This window comes from Brevundimonas sp. SL130 (assembly GCF_026625805.1).
Taxonomy (GTDB): Bacteria; Pseudomonadota; Alphaproteobacteria; order Caulobacterales; family Caulobacteraceae; genus Brevundimonas.
On record NZ_CP113064.1, the window covers coordinates 1211406 to 1231856 of the forward strand.

Here is a 20451-nt window from a genome sequence, read left to right on the forward strand (position 1 = left end):
CAGAACGAGAAGGGCGCGCGGGCGGAGGGCCGGCGCGGGCTTTGGGTCTGGTTCAGGCGTGGGGCGGGGCGGTGGACGGCGGGCGCGGCGGCGCCCGGGCCGGAGGCGGCGGGCTGACGCGGGCGGGCGAGTAGACGACGGTCTCGACCGTGCGAATGACCGGCGCCGGTTCGGACGGGGGCGGGGCGGGGAGGGCGGCGGCCAGAGGCACGACGCAGGCGGCGCACTTGGCCCCCAGGTGCTTGTTGACCGGGCCGTCCATGCCGCCGGTCTGGATGGTCTGGGGGCCTTCTGCGGAACAGATGACCAGGGGCTGTCCCGGTTTGACTGCGGCCAGGGCCGCAAAGGGCAGCAGGGTTCCGAGCACGAGCGCGAAAACCGCCGCCAGGAAGGCGAGCGATTTCGATATCGACCAATGATCGGCGCCGGAACGGTTCACGCCTCGCCTCTACGGCGTTTCTCTGAGGGCGTACAGGCTACAGTTCGCCGCGCGCCGCCTGGCGGGGGCTGAACTTGGGCGCAGGGGCCAGGCGCATGACCTCGCCCTGATAGCGCTCGTCGTCGCCGGCGGCGGCGAAGGGCAGGGCGTCGGCGCAGGCCTGGAGCAGGGCGTCCAGCCAGGGCTGCTCGGCCTTGTGGAAGTCGCCCAGGACATGGGGCATGACCAGCGCCTTCTCGCCGGGATGGCCGATGCCCATGCGGGCGCGGCGGAAGTCGGCGCCCAGATGGCTGATCAGCGAGCGGACGCCGTTCTGGCCCGCAGCGCCGCCGCCCGTCTTCATGCGGAACCGGCCGGGCGCCAGATCGATCTCGTCGTGGAAGACGATGATCTCCGACGGCTTGATCTTGTAGAAGCGCGCCGCCTCGCCCACGGCCCGTCCGCTCTCGTTCATATAGGTCTGGGGCTTCATCAGCAGGACCTTGACCGGCCCGTCCGCCGTCTCGACCTGGCCTTCGCTGACGATCGACTGGAACTTGGCCCGCTCGGGCCCGAACCGCCATCGCCGTGCGATCTCGTCAGCGGCCATGAAGCCGATGTTGTGGCGGTTCTTCTCGTATTTGGCGCCCGGATTGCCGAGGCCCGCGATGATGATCATTCGACGCCCAGCCCCAGAACGAACATCAGGTGGAGATTGAGCACAGCGGTTTCCTGTGAGCTGAGGCTTCCGATCACTTCACCGCAGCGTGCGGCCGGGACCGGATAGATCTTGTCGGCCTGGATAAGCGAGGGCTTGTGCAGACCGTTGGCGGCTTCGGGTTGAATGAGTTGGCGGTAGGCGGCGCTCTTGTCGATGTCGCTGGTCATCAGGCAGACCAGAACCGTACCGGTCTGGACGAGGTCCGACTGAACGACGACGGCGGGGCGCGGCTTGCCATGGTCGCCTGACACCGCGACCGTTATGAGATCACCACGCTTCAATAGATATCCGATGCGTCGTCCTGGGCCAGGTCTTCGCTCATCATGGTCTCGATGAAGCTGATGGTGGCGCGTTCGTCTTCGCTGTCGCGAATACGGGCCTGATCGCTCTCCAGTCTTTCACGAAAACCCGGCGCCTCAGGATCGAGCGCCCAGACACGGACCTGTTTCAGGCCGGCCGCCTTCTTGCGTTCCCTGTAGCGCTTGTACTTGTCCGGCCGTCCAGCATGGAGGTTCATGTAGGAAAGGTAGCGCGCCACCAGTCGGGGCGCAACGTCGACAAAGAAAAGCCCCGCCGCGGCGAACCGGGCGGGGCCTGATCTTGTCGAAGCGACGAAGGCTTAGGCTTCGGTCGTCTCGGTGGCTTCGTCAGCGGCGGCCGAGAGGGCGGCGGACGAGACCTTGATCGTGGCGATCACGAAGTCGCGGTCGGTGATGGTGGCCTCGACGCCCTTGGGCAGGCTGATGTCCGAGAAGCGGATGGTGTCGCCCATCTGCGACTTGGCCAGATCGACGACCAGTTCTTCCGGGATGCTGTCGGCCTTGACCAGGATTTCGACCGCGTGGCGGACGACTTCCAGCGAACCGCCTTGACGGACGAACGGTGCGTCGTCGGCGTTCTTGAAGTGAACCGGCACTTCGATCTTGACCGGGGCGTGCTCGTCAACGCGCATCAGGTCGAAGTGCAGGGGGCGGTCCGACACCGGGTCGAACTGCACGTCCTTGGCGATGACCGGCTGGGTCTCTTCGCCGTACTTCAGCGTGACCAGGTGGCCCAGCAGCTTGCCGGTGTAGAGGGACTTGCGGAAGTCCTTCTCGTTCACCGAAAGAGCCACGGGGGCCTTGTCGCCGCCGTACAGGACACCCGGCACGAAGCCGGCGCGACGGGCGGCGCGTGCGCTGCCGGTGCCGACGCCATCGCGGACGTCCACGTTCAGAATGATCTCGGCCATCTGGCTCGCCTCAACAACAACGGAAACACCGCGCCAACCCTGGGCCCGCGCGGCGGGGGTCATGAACCCTCGAATTCAAGAGCGCGGGCTATTACACGCATCATGGCGGATGTGCAACCGCCATGGACGAGATCCCGCGTCAGATCAGGCCGCCCTAACCGCGCCGGTCAGCAAAGCCCCGGGATCGGCGACGATGGTCAGCAGCTCTGCGGCGTCGAACGGTTTAGCCAGATGTTGGTCCGCCCCGGCCGCGCGTCCGGCCGCGACATGTTCAGGCATGGCGTTGGCGGTCAACATCACGATCGGCACGCGCGCGCCGCCCATGGCCGCCTCGTGTAGACGAATCTCGCGCGTCGCGGTCAGTCCGTCCATCACCGGCATCTGCATGTCCATGAGCACAAGATCGAAGTCTTGGGTCCGGAACGCCTCGACGGCTTCGGCGCCGTTCTCCACCGTGAAGATATCGGCCATGGTCTGGCCTAGAATCAGTTCGATGACGCGGCGATTGGTGGGATGGTCGTCGGCGACCAGCACCCGAACGGCGCCAAGCCCGTCGTGTGGCCCGCCTGCCGTTTTCGGCTCGCTCTGCGCCGGCTTGTCGCAGACCGTCATCGGGATTGTCAGCATAAAGGCCGAACCGCCTCCGGGCTCGCTCTCGCAGTCCAGATCGCCGCCCATCATCTCGGCCAATTGCCGACAGATGGAGAGACCCAGTCCGGAGCCGCCGAATTCGCGCGTAATGCCGCCGTCGGCCTGTTCGAACCGGCTGAACAGGCGTTCGCGGGTGGCCGCATCGAATCCAATGCCCGTGTCTTCGACCGTAAACCGCAGCGTCGGCGTCCCGCTCGCGTCCGGGCCACGCTGGACGGTCAGTCCCACAAAACCCTTGGCGGTGAATTTCACCGCGTTGGAAATGAGATTTGTCAGCACCTGTTTCAGGCGCACGACGTCGCCACGAATCCACAGGCCTTCTTCGACATCGACATCGACGTGGAAGCCCAGATGCTTCTGTCGCGCATTCTCGGCATACAGCTGCGCCGCCTCGCGCACGGCGACCTCCAGCTCGAAGGCGTCGTCGGTCAGTTCAAGCTTGCCGGATTCAACCCGGGCCAAATCCAGAATGTCGCTGAGCAGGGTCTGAAGCGTCCGGCCCGAGGCCTGCATCAAATCCAGCATCTCGTGCTGTTCGGGGGTCAGGTCGGTTTTTGACAAGGCCTGGGACAGGCCGATCACACCGTTCAGCGGCGTGCGGATCTCGTGACTCATATTCGCCAGGAACTGGCTCTTGGCGACATTGGCCGTCTCGGCGGCGTCACGGGCTTCGCGCAGGGCCTGGGCGTCGCGCTTGAGGGCCGTGATGTCGTTGCAGACCGTGACGGTGCCGCCGCCGGGCGTGCGGCGATCCTGGATCTGCAGCCATTGGTCGCCGCCGACCTGCTGTTCGATGGTTGAAGATCCCTGGCGTCGGACGCGGAGCCTTTCGGCGATCCACGCCTCCTCGCAGCCGATCGCCTCATCATACCGGCCTTCGTTGATTCCGATCTGAAGAATCTCCCGGAATGTCATTCCGACCTTCAGGAAGGGCGCGAGCTCCGGGTTCACCTCGGCGTAGCGCGCATTCCACAAGACCAGCCGGTCGTCGGCGTCGTAGAAGCCCAGACCGTCCGACATGGCCTCGACCGCCTCGCGGATGTGACCCAGGGCGCCGGCCCGCGCCGTGTAAGCCCTAAGCACCAGCCCGCCGCCGACGCCCACAATCGAAAGGGCGAGGATGAAGACGATGGTGCGCATGGCGTCGTGCGCCAGGCCTGTCTGTGCCGACACGCTGGGGTCTGGGGTCACGGTGATCGCGGCCATGCCCACAAAATGCAGGACGACAATGGCAAGCGAAGCGCCCGCCGCCGTGACGGCCAGTCGGCGGAGACTGCCTCGCTCATGGAAGAAGGCGGTCGTTCCGCCGATAGCCATGCCGCCGACCAGCGACGCGACAACGAGTTCGGGATTCCAGCTGAGCGCCACCGGCGCCCGCAAAGCGGCCATGCCCAGATAGTGCATCGCGGCGACGCCGGAGATCGCGACCAAGGCGCCCAAGACACGGCGCATGCGATCATTGCCGGGCAGCGAGACGAAAATCGCCAGACCCACGCCGACCACGATCACCAGAGCCGAAGCCAGCGTCAGGGCTGGATCATAGGTCAGATCGCCGGCGCCGACATAGCCTTGCATGGCGATGAAGTGCGTCGCCCAAGTCGACATGGCGCCCATCAGACCGCCCGAGATCGCCAGCCGTCTACGGCGCGCGCCGTCTGTGATTCGGGCTCGGTCGATGAATCGAAAGGCCGAGCCCATGCCCGCCAGGCAGACGATGACGGCCAGCAGGGCCACCCGCCAGTCGTGGTCATTCGAGATGCAATAAAGTATCCTGTCCACGTCGCCCCCTTCGATGGAGGACGATGGCCGAAACTCCTAAACAAACCGTGCGGCGACGCTTAAAATAAAACGGTGGCGTGTGTCGGCGCGCCGTCACAGAATCCGTGCAAGGATCGGATTCCCCCCGGCTGCCCATATGGAGGCCTGCGCCGCATATGCCCTACGAATCCTCGCCTTCGCCTGTCGCGCCGATCTCGACTTCGCGTCTCTGGACCGTCGGGATCAGCATTACGATCGCTGTGGTCGTGATGGTCGGGCTGGCCTTCATTCATTCAGAGATCGCCAACTGGCTGTTGGGCGGGGCGGCGATCGTGGCCATTTCGGCGTGGATTTTGAACGCAAGTCCGTCGTCCAACATCCCCCTGCCTGAATCGACGGGCGCGCCAATCGAAATTCCCTCCGAGCCCATGAAGGCGGAACTGCTGGACCGGGTGTTCGAGGCCCTGGACGATCCGGTTCTGATCATCAGCGGCGGTGAACCCGACGACATCGCCGGTCGCCGCATCGTCATGGCCAACAATGCGGCGCGCGATCTGCTGCGAATACAGAGCCAGGGCGCGCTTCTGGTTCAGGTGTTGCGCGAGCCCGGCGTTCTGGAAGCCGTAGATGAGGCCTTGTTCGGGGGCGTGTCGCGCACGACGGATTATACGACCGGCGGACAGAGGGATCGGCGATGGCGCGCCTGGACCCGGCCGCTTGGTCGCGAGGGCGGCATGGCCGGCGGCGCCTTGGCCATGGTCATCCTGCGAGACGAGACGGATGCGCGGCGCACCGAGATGATGCGCGTCGATTTCCTGGCCAACGCCAGCCATGAACTGCGCACGCCCCTAGCCTCCTTGAGCGGTTTCATTGAGACGTTGAAAGGGCATGCGCGCGACGATGTCGTCGCGCGTGATCGCTTTCTGGATATCATGTCGGCTCAGGCGGATCGGATGGGACGGCTGGTCGCCGACCTTCTGTCGCTGAGCCGGATCGAACTGAACGAGCATATTCCGCCGTCCGGTCGGGTGGACCTGGACCGGGCCGCATCGGATGTGCTCGACGCTGTAAGTGTGCTGACACATGAAAAACAGGTCGCCGTGGTGATGGACCAGGGCGAGGCGAGGGCTTCGATCAGCGGGGACCGGGACGAGATTTTGCAGGTCGTTCAGAACCTGCTGGACAATGCGGTCAAATATTCTCCGAAGGGCGGCACGGTGGAGATCTTGGTGCGATCCGACCTGTCCTTCGATGAGGCCTGGGCCTCCCGTATGCCGGGTGCGACGCGCTTGCCGCTGGTTACGCCGGATCGGGCGGTCGGCGTCTTCTACGCAGCCGTCACGGTTCGCGACCATGGTCCCGGAATGGCGCGTGAACACCTGCCACGACTGACCGAGCGATTTTATCGCGTCGAGGGTCAGAAGAGCGGCGAACGTCAGGGGACCGGGCTGGGCCTTGCCATCGTCAAACATATCATCAACCGCCACCAGGGTGGTCTGGTGGTGGAAAGCGCGCCGGGTCTGGGCACCGCCTTTACGGCCTGGTTCCCCATGGTGGTCGAGCGGCGGGACACGCGTACAGCCGCAGCGTGAGGCCGCGCGGGCCGGCGCTGTTATCGAACTGTCATCAACTCGTCTTAATGCGCTGACCATTCACAGGCAGTAGTCGCGCCGCGTCGAGCCCGGATCCCCGGTCGTCTTTCGATTCGCGCCTGCCCCGCTTCGGACCCGGAATGATCTGGATTTATCTGCTGATCCTTGTAGCGCTCGGCGTCGCCGCCTTTTTAGGCGGTCGCGAGTTGGCGCGTCGTCGCGCGGTCGGCGCCAAGCCGCATTCCCGGCCGGGCCAGCACGGCGCCTATGCCTTGATCTGGGTTGCTGCGCCCGCCTTGCTGGTTCTGATCCTTCTCAGCGTTTTCGCGGCTCCGCTGGAGCGCCAGCTGACCGCCGCCGGCACGCCCGAGGCTGTGGCGGCGCTTGAGCCCTTCCGTCGCGACGCCTTCTTCGCCGACGCCCATCGTGTCGGCCGCGGCGAGCAGGCTCTGCAAATCTGGGAGCGCCCGCTGGCCGAGCAGCTTCCGGTCGAGGCGCGCCGCATGGTCAGCATCGAGCGGACCCTTCAATGGGGCGGCGGTCTGGGCGCCATTCTCGCCGCTCTGATCGGGGGGCTGTTCGCCTTCAGCCAGATCAAGCCGCAGACGCGCGCCCGCAACCGGGTCGAGGGTTGGGTCTATGGCGCCCTGTTCGTCTGTTCGGCCATCGCCGTTCTGACCACCCTGGGCATCATTGCGTCCCTGGCGTTCGACTCTTTCCGCTTCTTCCAGACCGTGCCGGTGTTCGAGTTCCTGTTCGGAACCCAGTGGAGCCCGCAGATCGCCATTCGCGCCGACCAGGTCGGTTCGACCGGAGCCTTTGGGGCAGTGCCGCTGTTCGCCGGCACCCTGCTGATCATGCTGATCGCCATGTGCGTCGCCGCGCCGATCGGCCTGCTGTCGGCCATCTATCTGTCGGAATACGCGGGACGCACCACGCGCGCCGTGATCAAGCCGCTGCTCGAGATTCTCGCGGGCGTGCCCACCGTGGTCTACGGCTTCTTCGCCGCCTTGACGGTCGGGCCCATCCTGCGGGTCTTCTTCAATGAGATCGGCCTGTTCCTGATGGGCGGTCCGCTGGACGGGCTGGGCCAATATCTGGCCCTGGTGCAGAACCAGATGGCCCTGACCGCCGGCGCCGTCATGGGGATCATGTTGATCCCGTTCGTGTCCTCCCTGTCCGACGATATCCTGAACGCCGTGCCTCAGTCGCTGCGCGACGGGTCTTTCGCCATGGGCGCGACCAAGTCCGAGACGGTGAAGCGGGTGCTGCTGCCCGCCGCCCTGCCGGGCATCGCCGGCGCCCTGCTGCTGGCCGTGTCGCGGGCCATCGGCGAGACCATGATCGTGACCATGGCCGCCGGCCTCGCCGCGAACCTGACCTTCAACCCGTTGGACACCGTCACCACGGTTACGGTGCAGATCGTCACCCTGTTGACCGGCGACCAGGAGTTCAACAGCGCCAAGACCCTGTCGGCCTTCGGACTGGGTCTGACCCTCTTCCTGGCGACGCTGGTGCTGAACATCGTGGCGCACCGGATCGTCCAGACCTACCGGGAACAATATGACTGACGCGACCCCCGATCAGATCGACGGCGCGGCCGCGAAGGGGCGGCTGGATCGTCTGCGCGCCGGCCTGAAACGCCGTCACGCCAAGGAAGCGCGGTTCAAGTGGTTCGGTCGGCTGGCCATCGCCGCCGCCATGGTCTTCCTCGCGGTCCTGCTGGTGCGGATCGTCGAGCAGGGCCACACGGCCTTCTATACCCACACGGTGACGGTGCCGGTCTATATGGACCCGGCTCGCATCGACCGCGCCTATCCGCAGGGCTCCAACTTCGAGCAGCTTGCAGCCGAGCAGCAGTTGGCGCGCTGGGGCATTCAGGACGACGCGGCGGGCACGGCCTCCAGCCAGATGAAGGCGCTCTTCTCGTCCGAGCTCAAATTTGTCGCGGCCAAGCTGGTGGCGAAGCGGTCGGACGTCATCGGTGAGACGGTTCCGCTGTCGGTGCCCCTTTCGGACGACGCGGACCTGTATCTTAAGGGGGAAATCTCCAAGTCGACGCCCCAGGATCAGCGCCGCATCAATGATCGGCAGATCGCCTGGCTTGAGCGGATGCAGGCCGAAGGCGTGGTCGGATCCCACTTCAACACGGCCCTGTTCACCAACGGCGACTCGACCCAGCCGGAGCTGGCGGGCGTCCTGGGCGCCGTGGTCGGTTCGGCCCTGATGCTGATGGTCACGGCCTTGATCGCCATTCCCCTGGGCGTGGGCGCTGCGATCTGGCTCGAGGAATTCGCGCCCAAGAACAAGTTGACCGACATCATTGAGGTCAACATCAACAACCTCGCGGCCGTGCCCTCCATCGTCTACGGCCTGTTGGGCCTGGCGCTGTTCATCAACTGGATGCACCTGCCGCGCGCCAGCCCGATCGTCGGCGGTCTGGTGCTGGCCCTGATGGCCTTGCCCACGTTGGTGATCGCCACGCGCTCGGCCCTGAAGGCGGTGCCGCCGTCCATTCGCGAGGCGGCCCTGGCCATGGGCGCGTCGAAGACGCAGACGGTGTTCAGCCACGTCCTGCCGCTGGCCATGCCCGGCGTCATGACCGGCGCCATCATCTCAATGGCTCACGCCCTGGGCGAGACCGCGCCCCTGTTGCTGATCGGCATGGTCAGCTTCGTGCCGGGCGTGCCGCACGCCATCGACCAACCCGTCGGCGCCCTGCCGTCGCTGATCTACATCTGGGAGAACGCCTCCGAGCGGGCGTTCCATGAACGCACCGCCGCTGCGATCATCGTTCTGCTGGTCTTCATGATCATCATGAACGCGGCGGCCATCATCTTGAGGCGGCGCTTCGAGCGTCGGTGGTAAGAGAATGAAATTCCGTATTTTCCGCTCCGCCGAAGATCAGACTGGGGCCGGCCCCGTCGATCCCACTGAAGCCCCGCGCATGGGTGGCCAAGTCCTGCCTGAAGCCACGACGACCGCCAAGGCGAAGGCCACGGAGGAGCCCCGCGCTTACGAGGCGTCGGACCTGCCTGGGCCGACCGTGATCGACAGTCCTCCCGTCGGTCCGATCAAGATCGCCGCGCGCGACGTGTCCGTCTTCTATGAGGGCAAGCAGGCGCTGTACGACGTCTCGCTGGATATTCCGGACAAGACGGTCACCGCTCTGATCGGTCCGTCCGGCTGCGGCAAGTCGACCTTCCTGCGGACCATGAACCGCATGAACGACACCATCTCAGGCTGCAAGGTTACCGGCCGGATTGCGATGGACGACGAGGACATCAACGATCGTTCGATCGACCCCGTGCTGCTGCGCGCCCGCGTCGGCATGGTGTTCCAACGTCCGAACCCCTTCCCCAAGTCGATCTACGAAAACGTCGCCTACGGCCCCAAGATCCACGGCCTGGTCAGCGCCAAGTCCGAGATGGACGGGGTTGTCGAGAGCGCACTGAAGCGCGCCGGTCTGTGGGAAGAAGTGGCGGACCGGCTTCAGTCGTCGGCCATGGGCCTGTCGGGCGGGCAGCAGCAGCGTCTGGTCATCGCCCGCGCCATCGCCGTGAACCCCGAAGTGATCCTGATGGACGAGCCCTGCTCGGCCCTGGACCCCATCGCCACCGCGCGGATCGAGGAACTGATCGACGAACTGCGCGAGCGGTTCTGCATCGTCATCGTCACCCACTCGATGGCCCAGGCCGCGCGGGTGTCGCAACGCACCGCCTTCTTCCACATGGGCCGTCTGGTCGAGACCGGCGACACGGAAGACATCTTCCAGAATCCCCGCGAGCGGCGCACCCTCGACTACATCACGGGACGCTTCGGCTGATGAACCAGCATACGGTCAAGGCTTACGGCGACGAGCTGAACCAGATCACGGCCGAGGTCGCCCGTATGGGCGGTCTCGCCGAGGCCCAGGTTTCGGACGCCATCGACTCCGTCGCTCGGCGCGACATCGCTTTGGCGCGCGCGGTGGTCGAGCGCGACTTGAAGCTGGACGCCCTTCATCGCGACATCGAGAAGAAGGCGATCCGCCTGATCGCCCTGCGCCAGCCGGTCGCCAGCGACCTGCGCCGCACCCTGGGCGCCATGAAGATGGCCTCCGATCTGGAACGCACCGGCGACCTGGCCAAGAACATCGCCAAGCGGGCGCTGATCCTGGCCGAGAGCGAGCCCATGCAGCCCCTGACCCGTTCGATCGAGCGGATGGGGCGGCTGGTCTCGACCCGGCTGCGTGACGTGCTGGACGCCTATACCGCCTCGGAACTGGATCGCGCCGTGGCCGTCTGGCAGACCGACGACGAGGTCGACGAACACTATAACTCGCTGTTCCGCGAGTTGCTGACCTATATGATGGGCGATCCGCGCACGATCGGCGCCTGCACCCATCTGCTCTTCATGGCCAAGAACCTGGAGCGGATCGGCGATCACGCGACCAATATCGCCGAGACCGTGCACTACGAAATCACCGGCGACGACATCCAGGGCGAACGCCCGCGCGCCCATCCCGGCGCGGAAGACGAAGCCTCTACACCCAACCTGACGACCAACTCGCACTAAGCCGCGACCGGAGCCCCGCCGTGCAGCCCTATATCCTTGTGATGGAAGACGAGGACGCGTTGGCGACCTTGCTTCAGTATAATCTTGAAAAGGAAGGTTACGACGTCACTGTCGCGGCCGACGGCGAGGAGGGCATGCTCCAGATCGACGAGCGTCAGCCCGATCTGGTGCTGCTGGACTGGATGTTGCCCAAGCTGTCGGGCATCGAGGTCTGCCGTCGTATCCGGGGCAAGGCCGAGACCCGCAACCTGCCGGTCATCATGCTGACGGCGCGGGGCGAGGAGAGCGACCGGGTGCGCGGTCTGGATACGGGCGCCGACGACTATCTGACCAAGCCCTTCTCGATGGTCGAGCTGATCGCCCGCATCCGCGCGGTTCTGCGCCGCATCCGGCCGGGCCTGGCCGACGACCGGCTGAATCATGGCGACATCATCATCGACCGCGTGTCGCACCGGGTGAGGCGTTCGGGCCAGGAGGTCCATCTGGGCCCGACCGAGTTCCGCCTTCTGGACCATTTCATGCAGCATCCGGGCCGGGTGTTCAGCCGTGAACAACTGCTGGACGCGGTCTGGGGTTCGGACGTCTATGTCGAAGCCCGCACCGTGGACGTCCATGTCGGCCGGCTGCGCAAGGCGCTGAACATCGGCGAGAGCGCCAACCCGATCCGCACCGTCCGCTCGGCCGGCTATTCGCTGGATCTGGAAGGCTGAGGGTCAGGGAATATCCCCTGCAAGTCGCGGCCGCCCGACCATAGGCGGACTATGCGAACCTCTTGATCATAGATCTTGAAGGCCACGCCGACCCGGTGTTCGAACACCGCGATCCGTAGTCCGGGGTAGAGGTCGTCGCGGGCCTCGCCCCGCTGCGGGAACAGGTCGAACTGGGCGCAGAAGGTCAACAGCCTTTGGGCGTATCGGTCTGCGGTCGGCGAGCTGGCGTGGTCGGTGATCCAGTCATGGATTGACCCGAGATCCTCGATGGCCTGCGGATCGAACGTCACCGCCCGCAACTTCACTCCGCGCGCGTCCGCGCCGATTGCCTTTTCCTCAACAGGTTCAGCACCTGTTCGGCCGGGATGCCGGGCGTGTTCTCGCGCTCGATCCGTTCCAGGGTGGGCGCCGCCTCGGTCCGCAGCCAGGCCTCTACGCCCGCGTCCTGGCTCAGCAAATAGGTTTCAAGGCTCTCCACCACATAGGCTTCGGCGCTTTCGGAAAAGCCCGAGGCGACCTTGGCGTCGATTTCGCGCGCGGTCTGCTCGGGCAGTTCGACGGTGATCTTGCGGGTGGCGGCCATGGGGCGATCCTCTCACGAAATCGCTCCTCCCGCCACGCGCATCAGATCTGTTCGGCCACGATCTCGTCCGGCTCCAGCGCGTAGACCGAGGCGCAGTATTCGCAGGTGACGCGGATCTTGCCGTCGTCCTCGACCATGTCGGCGCGTTCGGCCGGGTCAAAGGAGGCCAGGACCGAGGCGATGCGGTCCCTGGAACAACGACAAACCGCCGTCAGCGCGCGCGCGCCCTCCAGCCGCACGCCGTCCTCGTGGAACAGGCGGAACAGCAGGGTTTCCGGCGAGATGGTCGGATCGATCAACTCGTCGTCGCCCAGGGTGCCGAACAGGGCCCGCGTGCGGTCCCAGACCTCCTCGGTGGAGCCGCGCGCCTCGTCGCCGGCGATGATCTGGATCATCGCCCCGCCGGCGCGCCACTGGGAACCGGCCTCGGTCAGCACCTCGCCGACGGCCAGGCGGACTTTGGTCGGGACCTGTTCGGACTGCTGGAAATAGTGTTCGGCGCACAGCGACAGGCTTTCGCCCTCGATAGGGGTGATGCCCTGGGTGCGTTCGAAGTCGGGGCCGCGATCCAGGGTCATGACGAAGACCCCCTGACCCAGCAGGGTCTGGGCGCCGGGACGCGCAAAGCCCTTGGAGGCCTCGGCCACCTCGGTCTCGTCATAGCGGCAGTAGCCGCGCAGCGTGCCGTCGGTGCCGTAATCGGCGACGACATAGCGCACCGGCCCGTCGCCCTGGGCCTGGACCATCAGCCGGCCCTCGAACTTCAGGCTGGAGCCGATCAGGGCCGCCAGCGCGCAGGCCTCGCCCAGCAGGGCGGCGACCGGCTCGGGATAGGCGTGGGCCGCCAGGATCTTGTCGATCGTCGCGCCCAGCCGGACCAGGCGGCCGCGCACGGGCCAGCCCTCGATCTGGAAGGCGGCGGCCAGGTCGTCGGAAACGGCGGAGTGAGGCGCGTGATCGGTCACGGCGGGGTCCTTGGAAGACGTCATTTCAGGATCGCGGCTATTTAGGCGCCCGAAGCGCCCTTGATAAGGGGTGCGATGTCGGCGGACGAAATCGGTCGATCAGGTTGCGACGATCAAAGGCGCGCCGTCGCCTCGAAAAACCTGTAGAATCCGGCTCTACAAACCATGGAGAACCTCGAGAATTTGTCGAGGCCGGATGCAAGGACGAACATGCGCGCGAAACCTGTTCTGAAGCCGCTGAGCGAGCAGTCCATCGTCGTCACCGGCGCGACCTCGGGCGTCGGTCTGGCCACGGCGCGGCGGGCGGCGCGGGCGGGGGCCAAGGTGTTTCTGATCGCGCGGGGTGAGGCGGATCTGCGGGCCCTGTGCGAAGAGTTACAGGCCCAGGGATCGCGTGTCGCCTGGGCGGTCGCCGATGTGTCGGACGCCGAGGCGCTGAAGGCGGCGGCGGACAAATGCGTGCGGCTGTTCGGGGGCTTCGACACCTGGGTCAACAACGCCGGGGTAGGGCTGTTCGGATCGATCCGCGAGACGACCCTGGAGGATCAGCGGCGGCTGTTCGAGACCAACTACTGGGGCGTCGTGAACGGCGCCGTGACGGCGGTCGAACATCTGCGGACGCGGCCGGGCGGCGGCGCCATCATCAACGTCGGATCGATCCTGTCGGACCTGCCCCTGCCGGTGCAGGGCGTCTACGCGGCGTCCAAACATGCGGTGAAGGGGTTCACCAACGCCCTGCGGATCGAGCTGTTGCGCGACCAGGCGCCGGTGGCGGTCAGCCTGGTCAAGCCCGGCGCGATCGACACTCCCTATAGCCGGCATGCCCGAAACCTGACGGGGCAGGCCCTGCACAATCCGCAGCCCGTCTATGCGACCCATGTGGTCGCCGACACCATCCTGTACTGCGCCACCCATCCGATCCGCGAGATCACGGTGGGCGGGGGAGGGCGCGTCATCGCGTCTTTCTACTCCGCCTTGCCGGGGATTGCGGAACCTCTTCTGGCGCGGTTCGCTCCGTCTTTGATGCGGGACCGCCGTTCCGCCTATCGGCCGTATGACGACGGGCTCTACGACCCGACCGAGGACGGCCTTGATGAAGAGGTTCACTATCCCATGGTCCGTAATTTCAGCGCCCTGGCCGAAGTCCGCAAACATCCGGGCATTACCGCCGGCAGCCTCGTCGCCCTTGCGGCCGGCGCCGCCGTGGTCCTGTATCTGACCCAGCGCAGCGGACCGATGCGGTATCAGCGTATCAAGACCCGTATCGATCCACGCGGATGGGTGGACACGAACGAACTGCGCGACCGTTTCCACGACGCCGTCGACGCCTTCCGTCACCGCGCCGAAGACGCGGGCGAGCGGGCCGAGGCGTTTTCGCGTGAAGCGCGCCATCGCGCCGGTGATGCGGCCCATGAGGCGCGGGGCCGGGCGGACGAGTGGTTCCGCTCCACCCGTAAGGGGTCGAAAAAGGCGTTGAAGAAGCACGGCAAGACGGCGCGCCGTTATGTTGACGACGCCGGCGCCTATGCCCGCGATCACGCCCGTGAAGGCGGCGCGCTTCTGGCCGTCGCCACCCTCGCCGCTGCGGTTGGCGCAGCCGTGCTGGAAAGCCGTCGCCCGGACAGTCACGTGCGCCGCATCGCGCGGTTCTGATATTTCTTGCCGCCCGCCGCGCCGAAAATCCCGGCGGGCGGCAAGGTTTAAGCGCAACTGATCGGCTTCATCAGCACGGCTCGGCTTTGCCGCGGGCGCGAAGGCCGCTAAGACGCCGCCCATGAGCGCGCGCCCCACACTGATCTTCGACTTCGATTCGACCCTGGTCGCCTTCGAAACGCTGGAAGCCCTGGCGGACATCGCCCTGGCCGACTCGCCGGAAGCGGAAAAAACCCGCGCCGAGATTGCGGACCTGACCGACAAGGCCATGGCGGGGGAACTGGCCTTCGGCGAGGCCCTGCGTCGCCGCCTGGCGCTTCTGCCCCTGACCCGCGCCCATGTCGCGACCCTGGCCGAGACGGCGCCGGATCATCTGACCGCCTCGGTGCGGCGCAACCTGAACTTCTTCCAGCAGCACAAGGGCAAGGTGATCATCCTGTCCGGCGGCTTCCGCGAGGTCATCGCGCCCGTCGCCGAAATGCTGGGCGTGTCGCCCGACCGGGTGCTGTGCAACGATCTGGTCTATGACGCCGAGGGCCGGGTCACCGGCGTCGACGACGCCAACCCCCTGTCCCAGGCCGACGGCAAGCCGGCCGTCATCCATGCCCTGAAGCTGTCGGGCCGGGTCGTCATGATCGGCGACGGCTGGAACGACGCCGAGGTCAAGCTCGCCGGCGCCGCCGACGCCTTCTACGCCTTCACCGAGGTCGCCCGCCGCGCGCCCGTGGTCGAGGTCGCCGACGCCGAGGCCGCATCCCTGGACGAAGTGCTCCACGCCGAAGGCCTGGTCGGCCGCTGGTCCTTCCCGCGCAGCCGGATGAAGATGCTTCTGCTTGAGAACATCCACCCCGCCGCTGTCGAACAACTGGAGGAGGCGGGTTACTCGGTCGAGACCATGAAGGGCGCCCTGGACGAGGATGACCTGATCGCCGCCATCAAGGGCGTGCATGTGCTGGGCATCCGCTCCAAGACCACGGTCAGCCGTCGGGTGCTGGAAGAGGCCGACCGGCTGATGGCGATCGCCGCCTTCTGCATCGGCACCAACCAGATCGACCTGGACGCGGCTTCGGACCATGGCGTGGCGGTTTTCAACGCTCCCTATTCAAACACCCGCTCGGTCGTCGAACTGGCCATCGGTCTGATGATCGTCCTGATGCGCGACGTGGTGGACAAGTCGGCCGCCATGCACGTGGGCCAATGGAACAAGTCGGCGACCGGGTCGAAGGAGTTGCGCGGCAAGACCCTGGGCATCGTCGGCTATGGCGCCATCGGCAGCCAGTTGTCGGTCCTGGCCGAGAACCTGGGGATGCGGGTGCTGTTCTATGACCTGTCGGAGCGGCTGGCCCTGGGCAATGCGCGACGCATGCGGTCGTTGGACGCCCTGCTGGCCGAGAGCGATGTCGTCACCCTGCACGTCGATGGGCGGCGCGAGAATTCGAACATCTTCGGCGCGGCCCAGTTCGCGCGGATGAAGGAGGGGGCGCTGTTCCTGAACCTGTCGCGCGGCCATGTGGTCGACGTCGGCGCCCTGGCCCAGGCCATGGGATCGGGCCGGGTCGCCGGGGCGGCGGTGGACGTCTTCCCCGAGGAGCCGCGCACCAATTCGGACCCGTTCGAAAGCCCTCTTCAGGGGATGAAGAACATGATCCTGACGCCGCACATCGGCGGATCGACCGAGGAAGCGCAGGAAGCCATCGCCGAGTTCGCGGCCGAGCGGCTGCTGGGCTATCTGAACCGGGGCGACACGACCTTCAGCGTCAACCTGCCGAATGTTCAACTGGCCGAGGTGTCGGGCGCGCACCGCATCCTGCACATCCACAAGAACCAGCCGGGCGTGCTGGCCGAACTGAACCGGGCCCTGGCGGCGGCGGGGCTGAACATCCTGGGTCAGCATCTGAAGACTGACGAACGCACCGGCTATGTCATCACCGACGTGGACCGGGACTATGACCCCGAGGCGCTGCGGAGGTTGAAGACCGTACCGGGAACGCTGAAGTTCCGCACTCTGCACTGAGTGCGGAAGGATGCTGAGAGGGTTTCAGCCTTGCCCTCGCGCCGCCGGCCCGCCAAGAACGATACACGCTTCCCGCCGCACCGGACCGACCGCATGACCGCCGACCGCACCCGCCTCGACGCCCATATCGCCGCTCTGGATGCGCCTGAGGGTCTGAAGACGGTCCTGACCGTCGCCGCCGCCACCTGCGCCAACATCAGCAAGGTCGTCGCCGGCGGCGCCCTGGCCGGGGCGCTCGGCGCCTCGGGCCAGATCAATGTTCAGGACGAGGAGCAGAAGAAGCTCGACGTCATGACCAACGACATGCTGACCGACGCCCTTCTGGCCTGTCCCGCCGTCGCCGGCGTCGCCTCGGAGGAAATGGACGAGGTCCAGCCGGCGCCCCATTCGACCGGCGACTATCTGGTCCTGTTCGACCCGCTGGACGGCTCGTCCAACATCGACATCAACGCCATGGTCGGGACCATCATCTCGGTGCTGAAGTCCGCGACGCCTTCGCCGACCGAGGCCGACTTCATGCAGCCGGGCCGAAACCAGGTCGCCGCCCTCTATGCCCTCTACGGTCCCCAGACCATGCTGGTCCTGACCACTGGGGCCGGAGTCAAGGGGTTCACCCTGTCGAACGACGGCGACTGGATCCTGACCCACGACGCCATCGCCATCTCGCCGGACACCAAGGAGTTCGCCATCAACATGTCGAACCTGCGCCACTGGTCCCAGCCGGTGCAGACCTATGTGGGCGACCTGCTGAAGGGCGACGAAGGCCCGCGCGGCAAGAACTTCAACATGCGCTGGGTCGCGGCCATGGTGGCGGACGTCCACCGCATCCTGATGCGCGGCGGCGTCTTTCTGTACCCGTGGGACAGCCGTGAGCCGAACAAGCCTGGCAAACTGCGCCTGATGTACGAGGGCAATCCTATGGCCTTCCTGGTCGAACAGGCCGGGGGCAAGGCGACGACGGACGGGACGCAGCCCATCCTGGACGTCCAGCCCGAGCATCTGCACCAGCGCATCCCGGTCGCCCTTGGCTCGGCCAACGAGATCGACGCCTACGCGGGCGTGTGATGCAGATCCGCCCGACTGACGCCCTCCTGGTCATCGACCCGCAGAACGACTTCTGCGAGGGCGGTTCTCTGGCGGTCGCGGGCGGGGCGGGGATCATGCCGCTGATCAACCGGCTGGCCGAACGGTTCTCGCGCGTGGTCCTGACCCAGGACTGGCACACGCCGGATCAGATCAGCTTCGCCTCCAACCACCCCGGCGCGGCCCCCTTCACCGAGATCGAGGTCGCCTACGGCCGTCAGATGCTGTGGCCGGACCACTGTCTCCAGGGCTCGCCCGGCGCCGACTTCCATCCCGACGTCGCGCCGACGGTGCAGAGGGCCCTGGCCGTGGTCCGCAAGGGCTACAACCCGGCGGTCGATTCCTATTCCGGCTTCTTCGAGAACGACCATCGCACCCCGACCGGCCTCGCCGGCCTGCTGCGCGACCTGGGCGTGACGCGTGTCTTCCTGGCGGGCCTGGCCTTCGACTACTGCGTCCGCTTCACCGCTGAGGACGCGGTGCGCGAAGGCTTCGAGGCCGTGGTCATCTCCGACGCCAGCCGGGCCATCGCGCCCCAGACCGAGGCGGCGGCGCGGGACAGTTTTCGAGCGCTGGGGGTGGCGGAGGTCGGGGCCGCAGCCCTCCTCGGCTAATCTCGCTACTTTCGTCATCCTCCGGCAAGCCGCGTCTTCGCGGCGCAGACCGGGGGACCCAGCGGCGCCGTCAGGCGAAATCTCAACACCGCAAGATGTTGGAGGACCGAGTCCGCGACAGGTTCGCGCTCACGCGCGCCGCTGGGTCCCCCGGTCTCGCTACGCTCGCCGGAGAATGACGAAAGAAGAGGCGTCACCCCGCCTTGGCGTAGGCCTCCACCTCCGCCACAAACGCCGCCTTCTCCGCCTCGCCCAGGAACGACCCCTCGAAACTGTTCCGCGCCAGCAGCGTCACCTGATCTTTCGTCAGCCCCACCGCCGCCGCCAGCCGGCTGTAGTTGTCGTTCACATAGCCCCCGAAATAGGACGGGTCGTCCGAGTTCAGGGTGACGTGCAGGCCGCGGCGCAGCATCTCGGGCACGGGGTGGTCCTTCAGGTCGTTCACCACGCACAGTTTCAGGTTCGACAGGGGGCAGACGGTCAGGGTCATCTGCTCACGCGCCAGCCGCTCCACCAGGGCCTCGTCCTCCATCGAGCGATTGCCGTGGTCCATCCGGTCGATGTGCAGCAGGTCCAGCGCCTCGTGCACATAGGCCGGCGGGCCTTCCTCCCCGGCATGGGCGCACAGTTTCAGGCCCAGCTCACGCGCGGCGGCGAAGACGCGCTGGAACTTGGACGGCGGATGGCCGACCTCCGACGAATCCAGCCCCACCCCGATGAAATGATGCAGATAGGGTTTGGCGGCCTCCAGGGTCGCGAACGCCTCGTCCTCGGTCAGGTGGCGCAGGAAGCTGAGGATCAGGCCCGAACTGACGCCCAGTTCCGCCTTGGCCCGGTCCATCCCCGCAATCAGCCCTTCGACCACCACGCCGAAGGCCACGCCCCGGTCGGTATGGGTCTGAGGATCGAAGAAGATCTCGGCATGGCGCACATTGTCGGCGGCCGCCCGCTGGAAATAGGCGAAGGCCAGATCCTCGAAATCCTGGCGCGTCAGCAGCACCGCCGCCCCGGCGTAATAGATGTCCAGGAAGTCCTGCAGGTTCGAGAAATCATAGGCCGCCCGCACCGCCTCGACGCTGTCATAGGGGATGGACACGCCATTGCGCTGCGCCAGTTCGAACATCAGCTCCGGCTCCAGCGAGCCCTCGATATGCAGGTGCAGCTCCGCCTTGGGCAGGCCGGCGATATAGGCGTCGAGGTCAGTATCAAGTTTGCCGGTCATAGGCCGTTCTCCTGCGCATAGTCTTCCAGGCTCATGACTTCGATGCCCGTCGCCTCCGATGCTCCCACCTTGGCGATCAACTTCTTGTCCGCCGTCAAAAAGGGGACACCCAACTGTTCGGCGTGAGCGACGTAAAAGCAGTCATAGGCCGGATGTTCCAAGGCGATCGCCAACTGCACCGCCCGTTCGATCAGTCTACGACCGGGCTCCACATAGAGGTTCATCGTCTCGATCAGTTCGACGGCCTGCATCGCCTGATCGCGGGTGATGTCGCCCATCCGACAGCGCTTCCAGATGATGTTGGCGCATTCCGACAGAATCAGATCGGGCGCCGACCATGCCTGGGCGCGCAACGCGGCGACGGCGATGGGGCTGTCGGGCTCATGTAGGGCGACCTTGATCGCGACGCTGGCGTCCACGACGATCAACGATAATCCCGATCTTCTCGGATCAGGATTTCGGAGGGCGTGCTGAGCTTTCCCTTGGTGGCGTCGCGAAGGGCGGCGGCGCGGCGCTCCCACTCCGCGTCGATACGAGGCGTCAAAGCCTTGCGAAGGATCTCGCGATGCTCCGCCTCGGCCGAGCGATTGTTTTCCTGGGCGCGCTTCTTCAGGGCGATGGCGATGTCGTCGTCGATGTTGCGGACGTGGAGGTTGACGGGCATGGTCGCTCCTTGTGC

The 20451-nt window shown here is 66.2% G+C and carries 22 protein-coding genes; 10 read left to right on the plus strand and 12 right to left on the minus strand.

What is annotated here, in order from left to right; all coding sequences use genetic code 11:
• Positions 1-52: 52 nt before the first annotated feature.
• The 6 genes from OU998_RS06025 to OU998_RS06050 all read right to left on the minus strand — a co-directional run bounded on the left by OU998_RS06025 (position 53) and on the right by OU998_RS06050 (position 4800).
• Positions 53-439: a DUF2946 family protein gene (locus OU998_RS06025; protein ID WP_267515919.1), complete on the minus strand. Its 387-nt coding sequence runs from the start codon at positions 437-439 to the stop codon at positions 53-55.
• Between the two features lie 37 nt (positions 440-476).
• The gene (gene pth, locus OU998_RS06030) at positions 477-1097 is read right to left on the minus strand and encodes an aminoacyl-tRNA hydrolase (RefSeq protein ID WP_267515920.1); all 621 of its coding nucleotides are present in this window, start codon (positions 1095-1097) and stop codon (positions 477-479) included.
• Complete coding sequence (locus tag OU998_RS06035) at positions 1094-1420, minus strand: type II toxin-antitoxin system PemK/MazF family toxin (protein ID WP_267515921.1); 327 nt, start codon at positions 1418-1420, stop codon at positions 1094-1096. Before OU998_RS06035 ends, pth begins: the two co-directional genes overlap by 4 nt.
• Positions 1417-1677, minus strand: coding sequence for an antitoxin MazE-like protein (locus OU998_RS06040; RefSeq protein ID WP_267515922.1), 261 nt, complete (start codon positions 1675-1677; stop codon positions 1417-1419). Before OU998_RS06040 ends, OU998_RS06035 begins: the two co-directional genes overlap by 4 nt.
• A gap of 81 nt (positions 1678-1758) precedes the next feature.
• Entirely contained in the window at positions 1759-2370 is a 612-nt protein-coding gene (locus tag OU998_RS06045) for a 50S ribosomal protein L25/general stress protein Ctc (RefSeq protein WP_267515923.1), read from the minus strand.
• 144 nt (positions 2371-2514) lie between these two features.
• On the minus strand, positions 2515-4800 hold the full coding sequence (locus OU998_RS06050) for an ATP-binding protein (RefSeq protein WP_267515924.1): 2286 nt from the start codon (positions 4798-4800) through the stop codon (positions 2515-2517).
• Between the two features lie 155 nt (positions 4801-4955).
• Here OU998_RS06050 and OU998_RS06055 point away from each other — a divergent pair, with 155 nt between their 5' ends.
• The 6 genes from OU998_RS06055 (at position 4956) to phoB (ending at position 11638) form a co-directional block, all read left to right on the plus strand.
• Complete coding sequence (locus OU998_RS06055) at positions 4956-6371, plus strand: sensor histidine kinase (RefSeq protein ID WP_267515925.1); 1416 nt, start codon at positions 4956-4958, stop codon at positions 6369-6371.
• 140 nt (positions 6372-6511) lie between these two features.
• Positions 6512-7942, plus strand: coding sequence for a phosphate ABC transporter permease subunit PstC (pstC, locus tag OU998_RS06060; protein WP_267515926.1), 1431 nt, complete (start codon positions 6512-6514; stop codon positions 7940-7942).
• Positions 7935-9239, plus strand: coding sequence for a phosphate ABC transporter permease PstA (gene pstA / locus OU998_RS06065; RefSeq protein WP_267515927.1), 1305 nt, complete (start codon positions 7935-7937; stop codon positions 9237-9239). Before pstC ends, pstA begins: the two co-directional genes overlap by 8 nt.
• Before the next feature lie 4 nt (positions 9240-9243).
• Positions 9244-10197: a phosphate ABC transporter ATP-binding protein PstB gene (gene pstB, locus OU998_RS06070; RefSeq protein WP_267515928.1), complete on the plus strand. Its 954-nt coding sequence runs from the start codon at positions 9244-9246 to the stop codon at positions 10195-10197.
• Positions 10197-10928: a phosphate signaling complex protein PhoU gene (phoU, locus tag OU998_RS06075; RefSeq protein WP_267515929.1), complete on the plus strand. Its 732-nt coding sequence runs from the start codon at positions 10197-10199 to the stop codon at positions 10926-10928. Before pstB ends, phoU begins: the two co-directional genes overlap by 1 nt.
• Positions 10929-10948: 20 nt before the next feature.
• Positions 10949-11638, plus strand: a complete 690-nt coding sequence (gene phoB, locus OU998_RS06080) for a phosphate regulon transcriptional regulator PhoB (RefSeq protein ID WP_267515930.1) — start codon at positions 10949-10951, stop codon at positions 11636-11638.
• Here phoB and OU998_RS06085 read toward each other — a convergent pair.
• From OU998_RS06085 to OU998_RS06095, 3 genes are read right to left on the minus strand one after another with little or no spacing between them, the layout of a single operon-like run.
• Positions 11614-11928: a type II toxin-antitoxin system RelE/ParE family toxin gene (locus tag OU998_RS06085; protein WP_267516727.1), complete on the minus strand. Its 315-nt coding sequence runs from the start codon at positions 11926-11928 to the stop codon at positions 11614-11616. The two genes, phoB and OU998_RS06085, sit on opposite strands and share 25 nt — an antisense overlap.
• Before the next feature lie 11 nt (positions 11929-11939).
• Complete coding sequence (locus tag OU998_RS06090; RefSeq protein WP_267515931.1) at positions 11940-12221, minus strand: hypothetical protein; 282 nt, start codon at positions 12219-12221, stop codon at positions 11940-11942.
• Between the two features lie 41 nt (positions 12222-12262).
• Positions 12263-13186: an Hsp33 family molecular chaperone gene (locus OU998_RS06095; protein WP_267515932.1), complete on the minus strand. Its 924-nt coding sequence runs from the start codon at positions 13184-13186 to the stop codon at positions 12263-12265.
• A gap of 210 nt (positions 13187-13396) precedes the next feature.
• Between OU998_RS06095 and OU998_RS06100 the strand changes: the two genes are divergently transcribed.
• The 4 genes from OU998_RS06100 to OU998_RS06115 all read left to right on the plus strand — a co-directional run bounded on the left by OU998_RS06100 (position 13397) and on the right by OU998_RS06115 (position 18550).
• Positions 13397-14839, plus strand: coding sequence for an SDR family oxidoreductase (locus tag OU998_RS06100; protein ID WP_267515933.1), 1443 nt, complete (start codon positions 13397-13399; stop codon positions 14837-14839).
• A gap of 121 nt (positions 14840-14960) precedes the next feature.
• Positions 14961-16853, plus strand: coding sequence for a phosphoglycerate dehydrogenase (gene serA, locus OU998_RS17060; RefSeq protein WP_267515934.1), 1893 nt, complete (start codon positions 14961-14963; stop codon positions 16851-16853).
• A 93-nt stretch (positions 16854-16946) separates the two neighbouring features.
• Positions 16947-17918, plus strand: coding sequence for a class 1 fructose-bisphosphatase (locus OU998_RS06110; RefSeq protein WP_267516729.1), 972 nt, complete (start codon positions 16947-16949; stop codon positions 17916-17918).
• Positions 17918-18550, plus strand: coding sequence for a nicotinamidase (locus OU998_RS06115; protein ID WP_267515935.1), 633 nt, complete (start codon positions 17918-17920; stop codon positions 18548-18550). Before OU998_RS06110 ends, OU998_RS06115 begins: the two co-directional genes overlap by 1 nt.
• Positions 18551-18743: 193 nt before the next feature.
• Here the strand turns inward: OU998_RS06115 and OU998_RS06120 are convergent, their stop codons facing one another.
• Genes OU998_RS06120 through OU998_RS06130 form a run of 3 tightly spaced genes read right to left on the minus strand, consistent with a single transcriptional unit; the run spans position 18744 to position 20436 of the window.
• The gene (locus OU998_RS06120; protein WP_267515936.1) at positions 18744-19772 is read right to left on the minus strand and encodes an adenosine deaminase; all 1029 of its coding nucleotides are present in this window, start codon (positions 19770-19772) and stop codon (positions 18744-18746) included.
• Entirely contained in the window at positions 19769-20191 is a 423-nt protein-coding gene (locus OU998_RS06125; protein ID WP_267516730.1) for a type II toxin-antitoxin system VapC family toxin, read from the minus strand. Before OU998_RS06125 ends, OU998_RS06120 begins: the two co-directional genes overlap by 4 nt.
• Positions 20192-20196: 5 nt before the next feature.
• On the minus strand, positions 20197-20436 hold the full coding sequence (locus tag OU998_RS06130) for a FitA-like ribbon-helix-helix domain-containing protein (protein ID WP_267515937.1): 240 nt from the start codon (positions 20434-20436) through the stop codon (positions 20197-20199).
• Positions 20437-20451: the final 15 nt, after the last annotated feature.

Coding starts and splice junctions, on each gene's coding strand:
- pth (WP_267515920.1), bottom strand. CDS start 1,097: ATGATCATCATCGCGGGCCTCGGCAATCCGGGCGCCAAATACGAGAAG.
- OU998_RS06045 (WP_267515923.1), bottom strand. CDS start 2,370: ATGGCCGAGATCATTCTGAACGTGGACGTCCGCGATGGCGTCGGCACC.
- OU998_RS06055 (WP_267515925.1), top strand. CDS start 4,956: ATGCCCTACGAATCCTCGCCTTCGCCTGTCGCGCCGATCTCGACTTCG.
- pstC (WP_267515926.1), top strand. CDS start 6,512: ATGATCTGGATTTATCTGCTGATCCTTGTAGCGCTCGGCGTCGCCGCC.
- pstA (WP_267515927.1), top strand. CDS start 7,935: ATGACTGACGCGACCCCCGATCAGATCGACGGCGCGGCCGCGAAGGGG.
- pstB (WP_267515928.1), top strand. CDS start 9,244: ATGAAATTCCGTATTTTCCGCTCCGCCGAAGATCAGACTGGGGCCGGC.
- phoU (WP_267515929.1), top strand. CDS start 10,197: ATGAACCAGCATACGGTCAAGGCTTACGGCGACGAGCTGAACCAGATC.
- OU998_RS06090 (WP_267515931.1), bottom strand. CDS start 12,221: ATGGCCGCCACCCGCAAGATCACCGTCGAACTGCCCGAGCAGACCGCG.
- OU998_RS06100 (WP_267515933.1), top strand. CDS start 13,397: ATGCGCGCGAAACCTGTTCTGAAGCCGCTGAGCGAGCAGTCCATCGTC.
- serA (WP_267515934.1), top strand. CDS start 14,961: ATGAGCGCGCGCCCCACACTGATCTTCGACTTCGATTCGACCCTGGTC.
- OU998_RS06110 (WP_267516729.1), top strand. CDS start 16,947: ATGACCGCCGACCGCACCCGCCTCGACGCCCATATCGCCGCTCTGGAT.
- OU998_RS06115 (WP_267515935.1), top strand. CDS start 17,918: ATGCAGATCCGCCCGACTGACGCCCTCCTGGTCATCGACCCGCAGAAC.
- OU998_RS06120 (WP_267515936.1), bottom strand. CDS start 19,772: ATGACCGGCAAACTTGATACTGACCTCGACGCCTATATCGCCGGCCTG.
- OU998_RS06130 (WP_267515937.1), bottom strand. CDS start 20,436: ATGCCCGTCAACCTCCACGTCCGCAACATCGACGACGACATCGCCATC.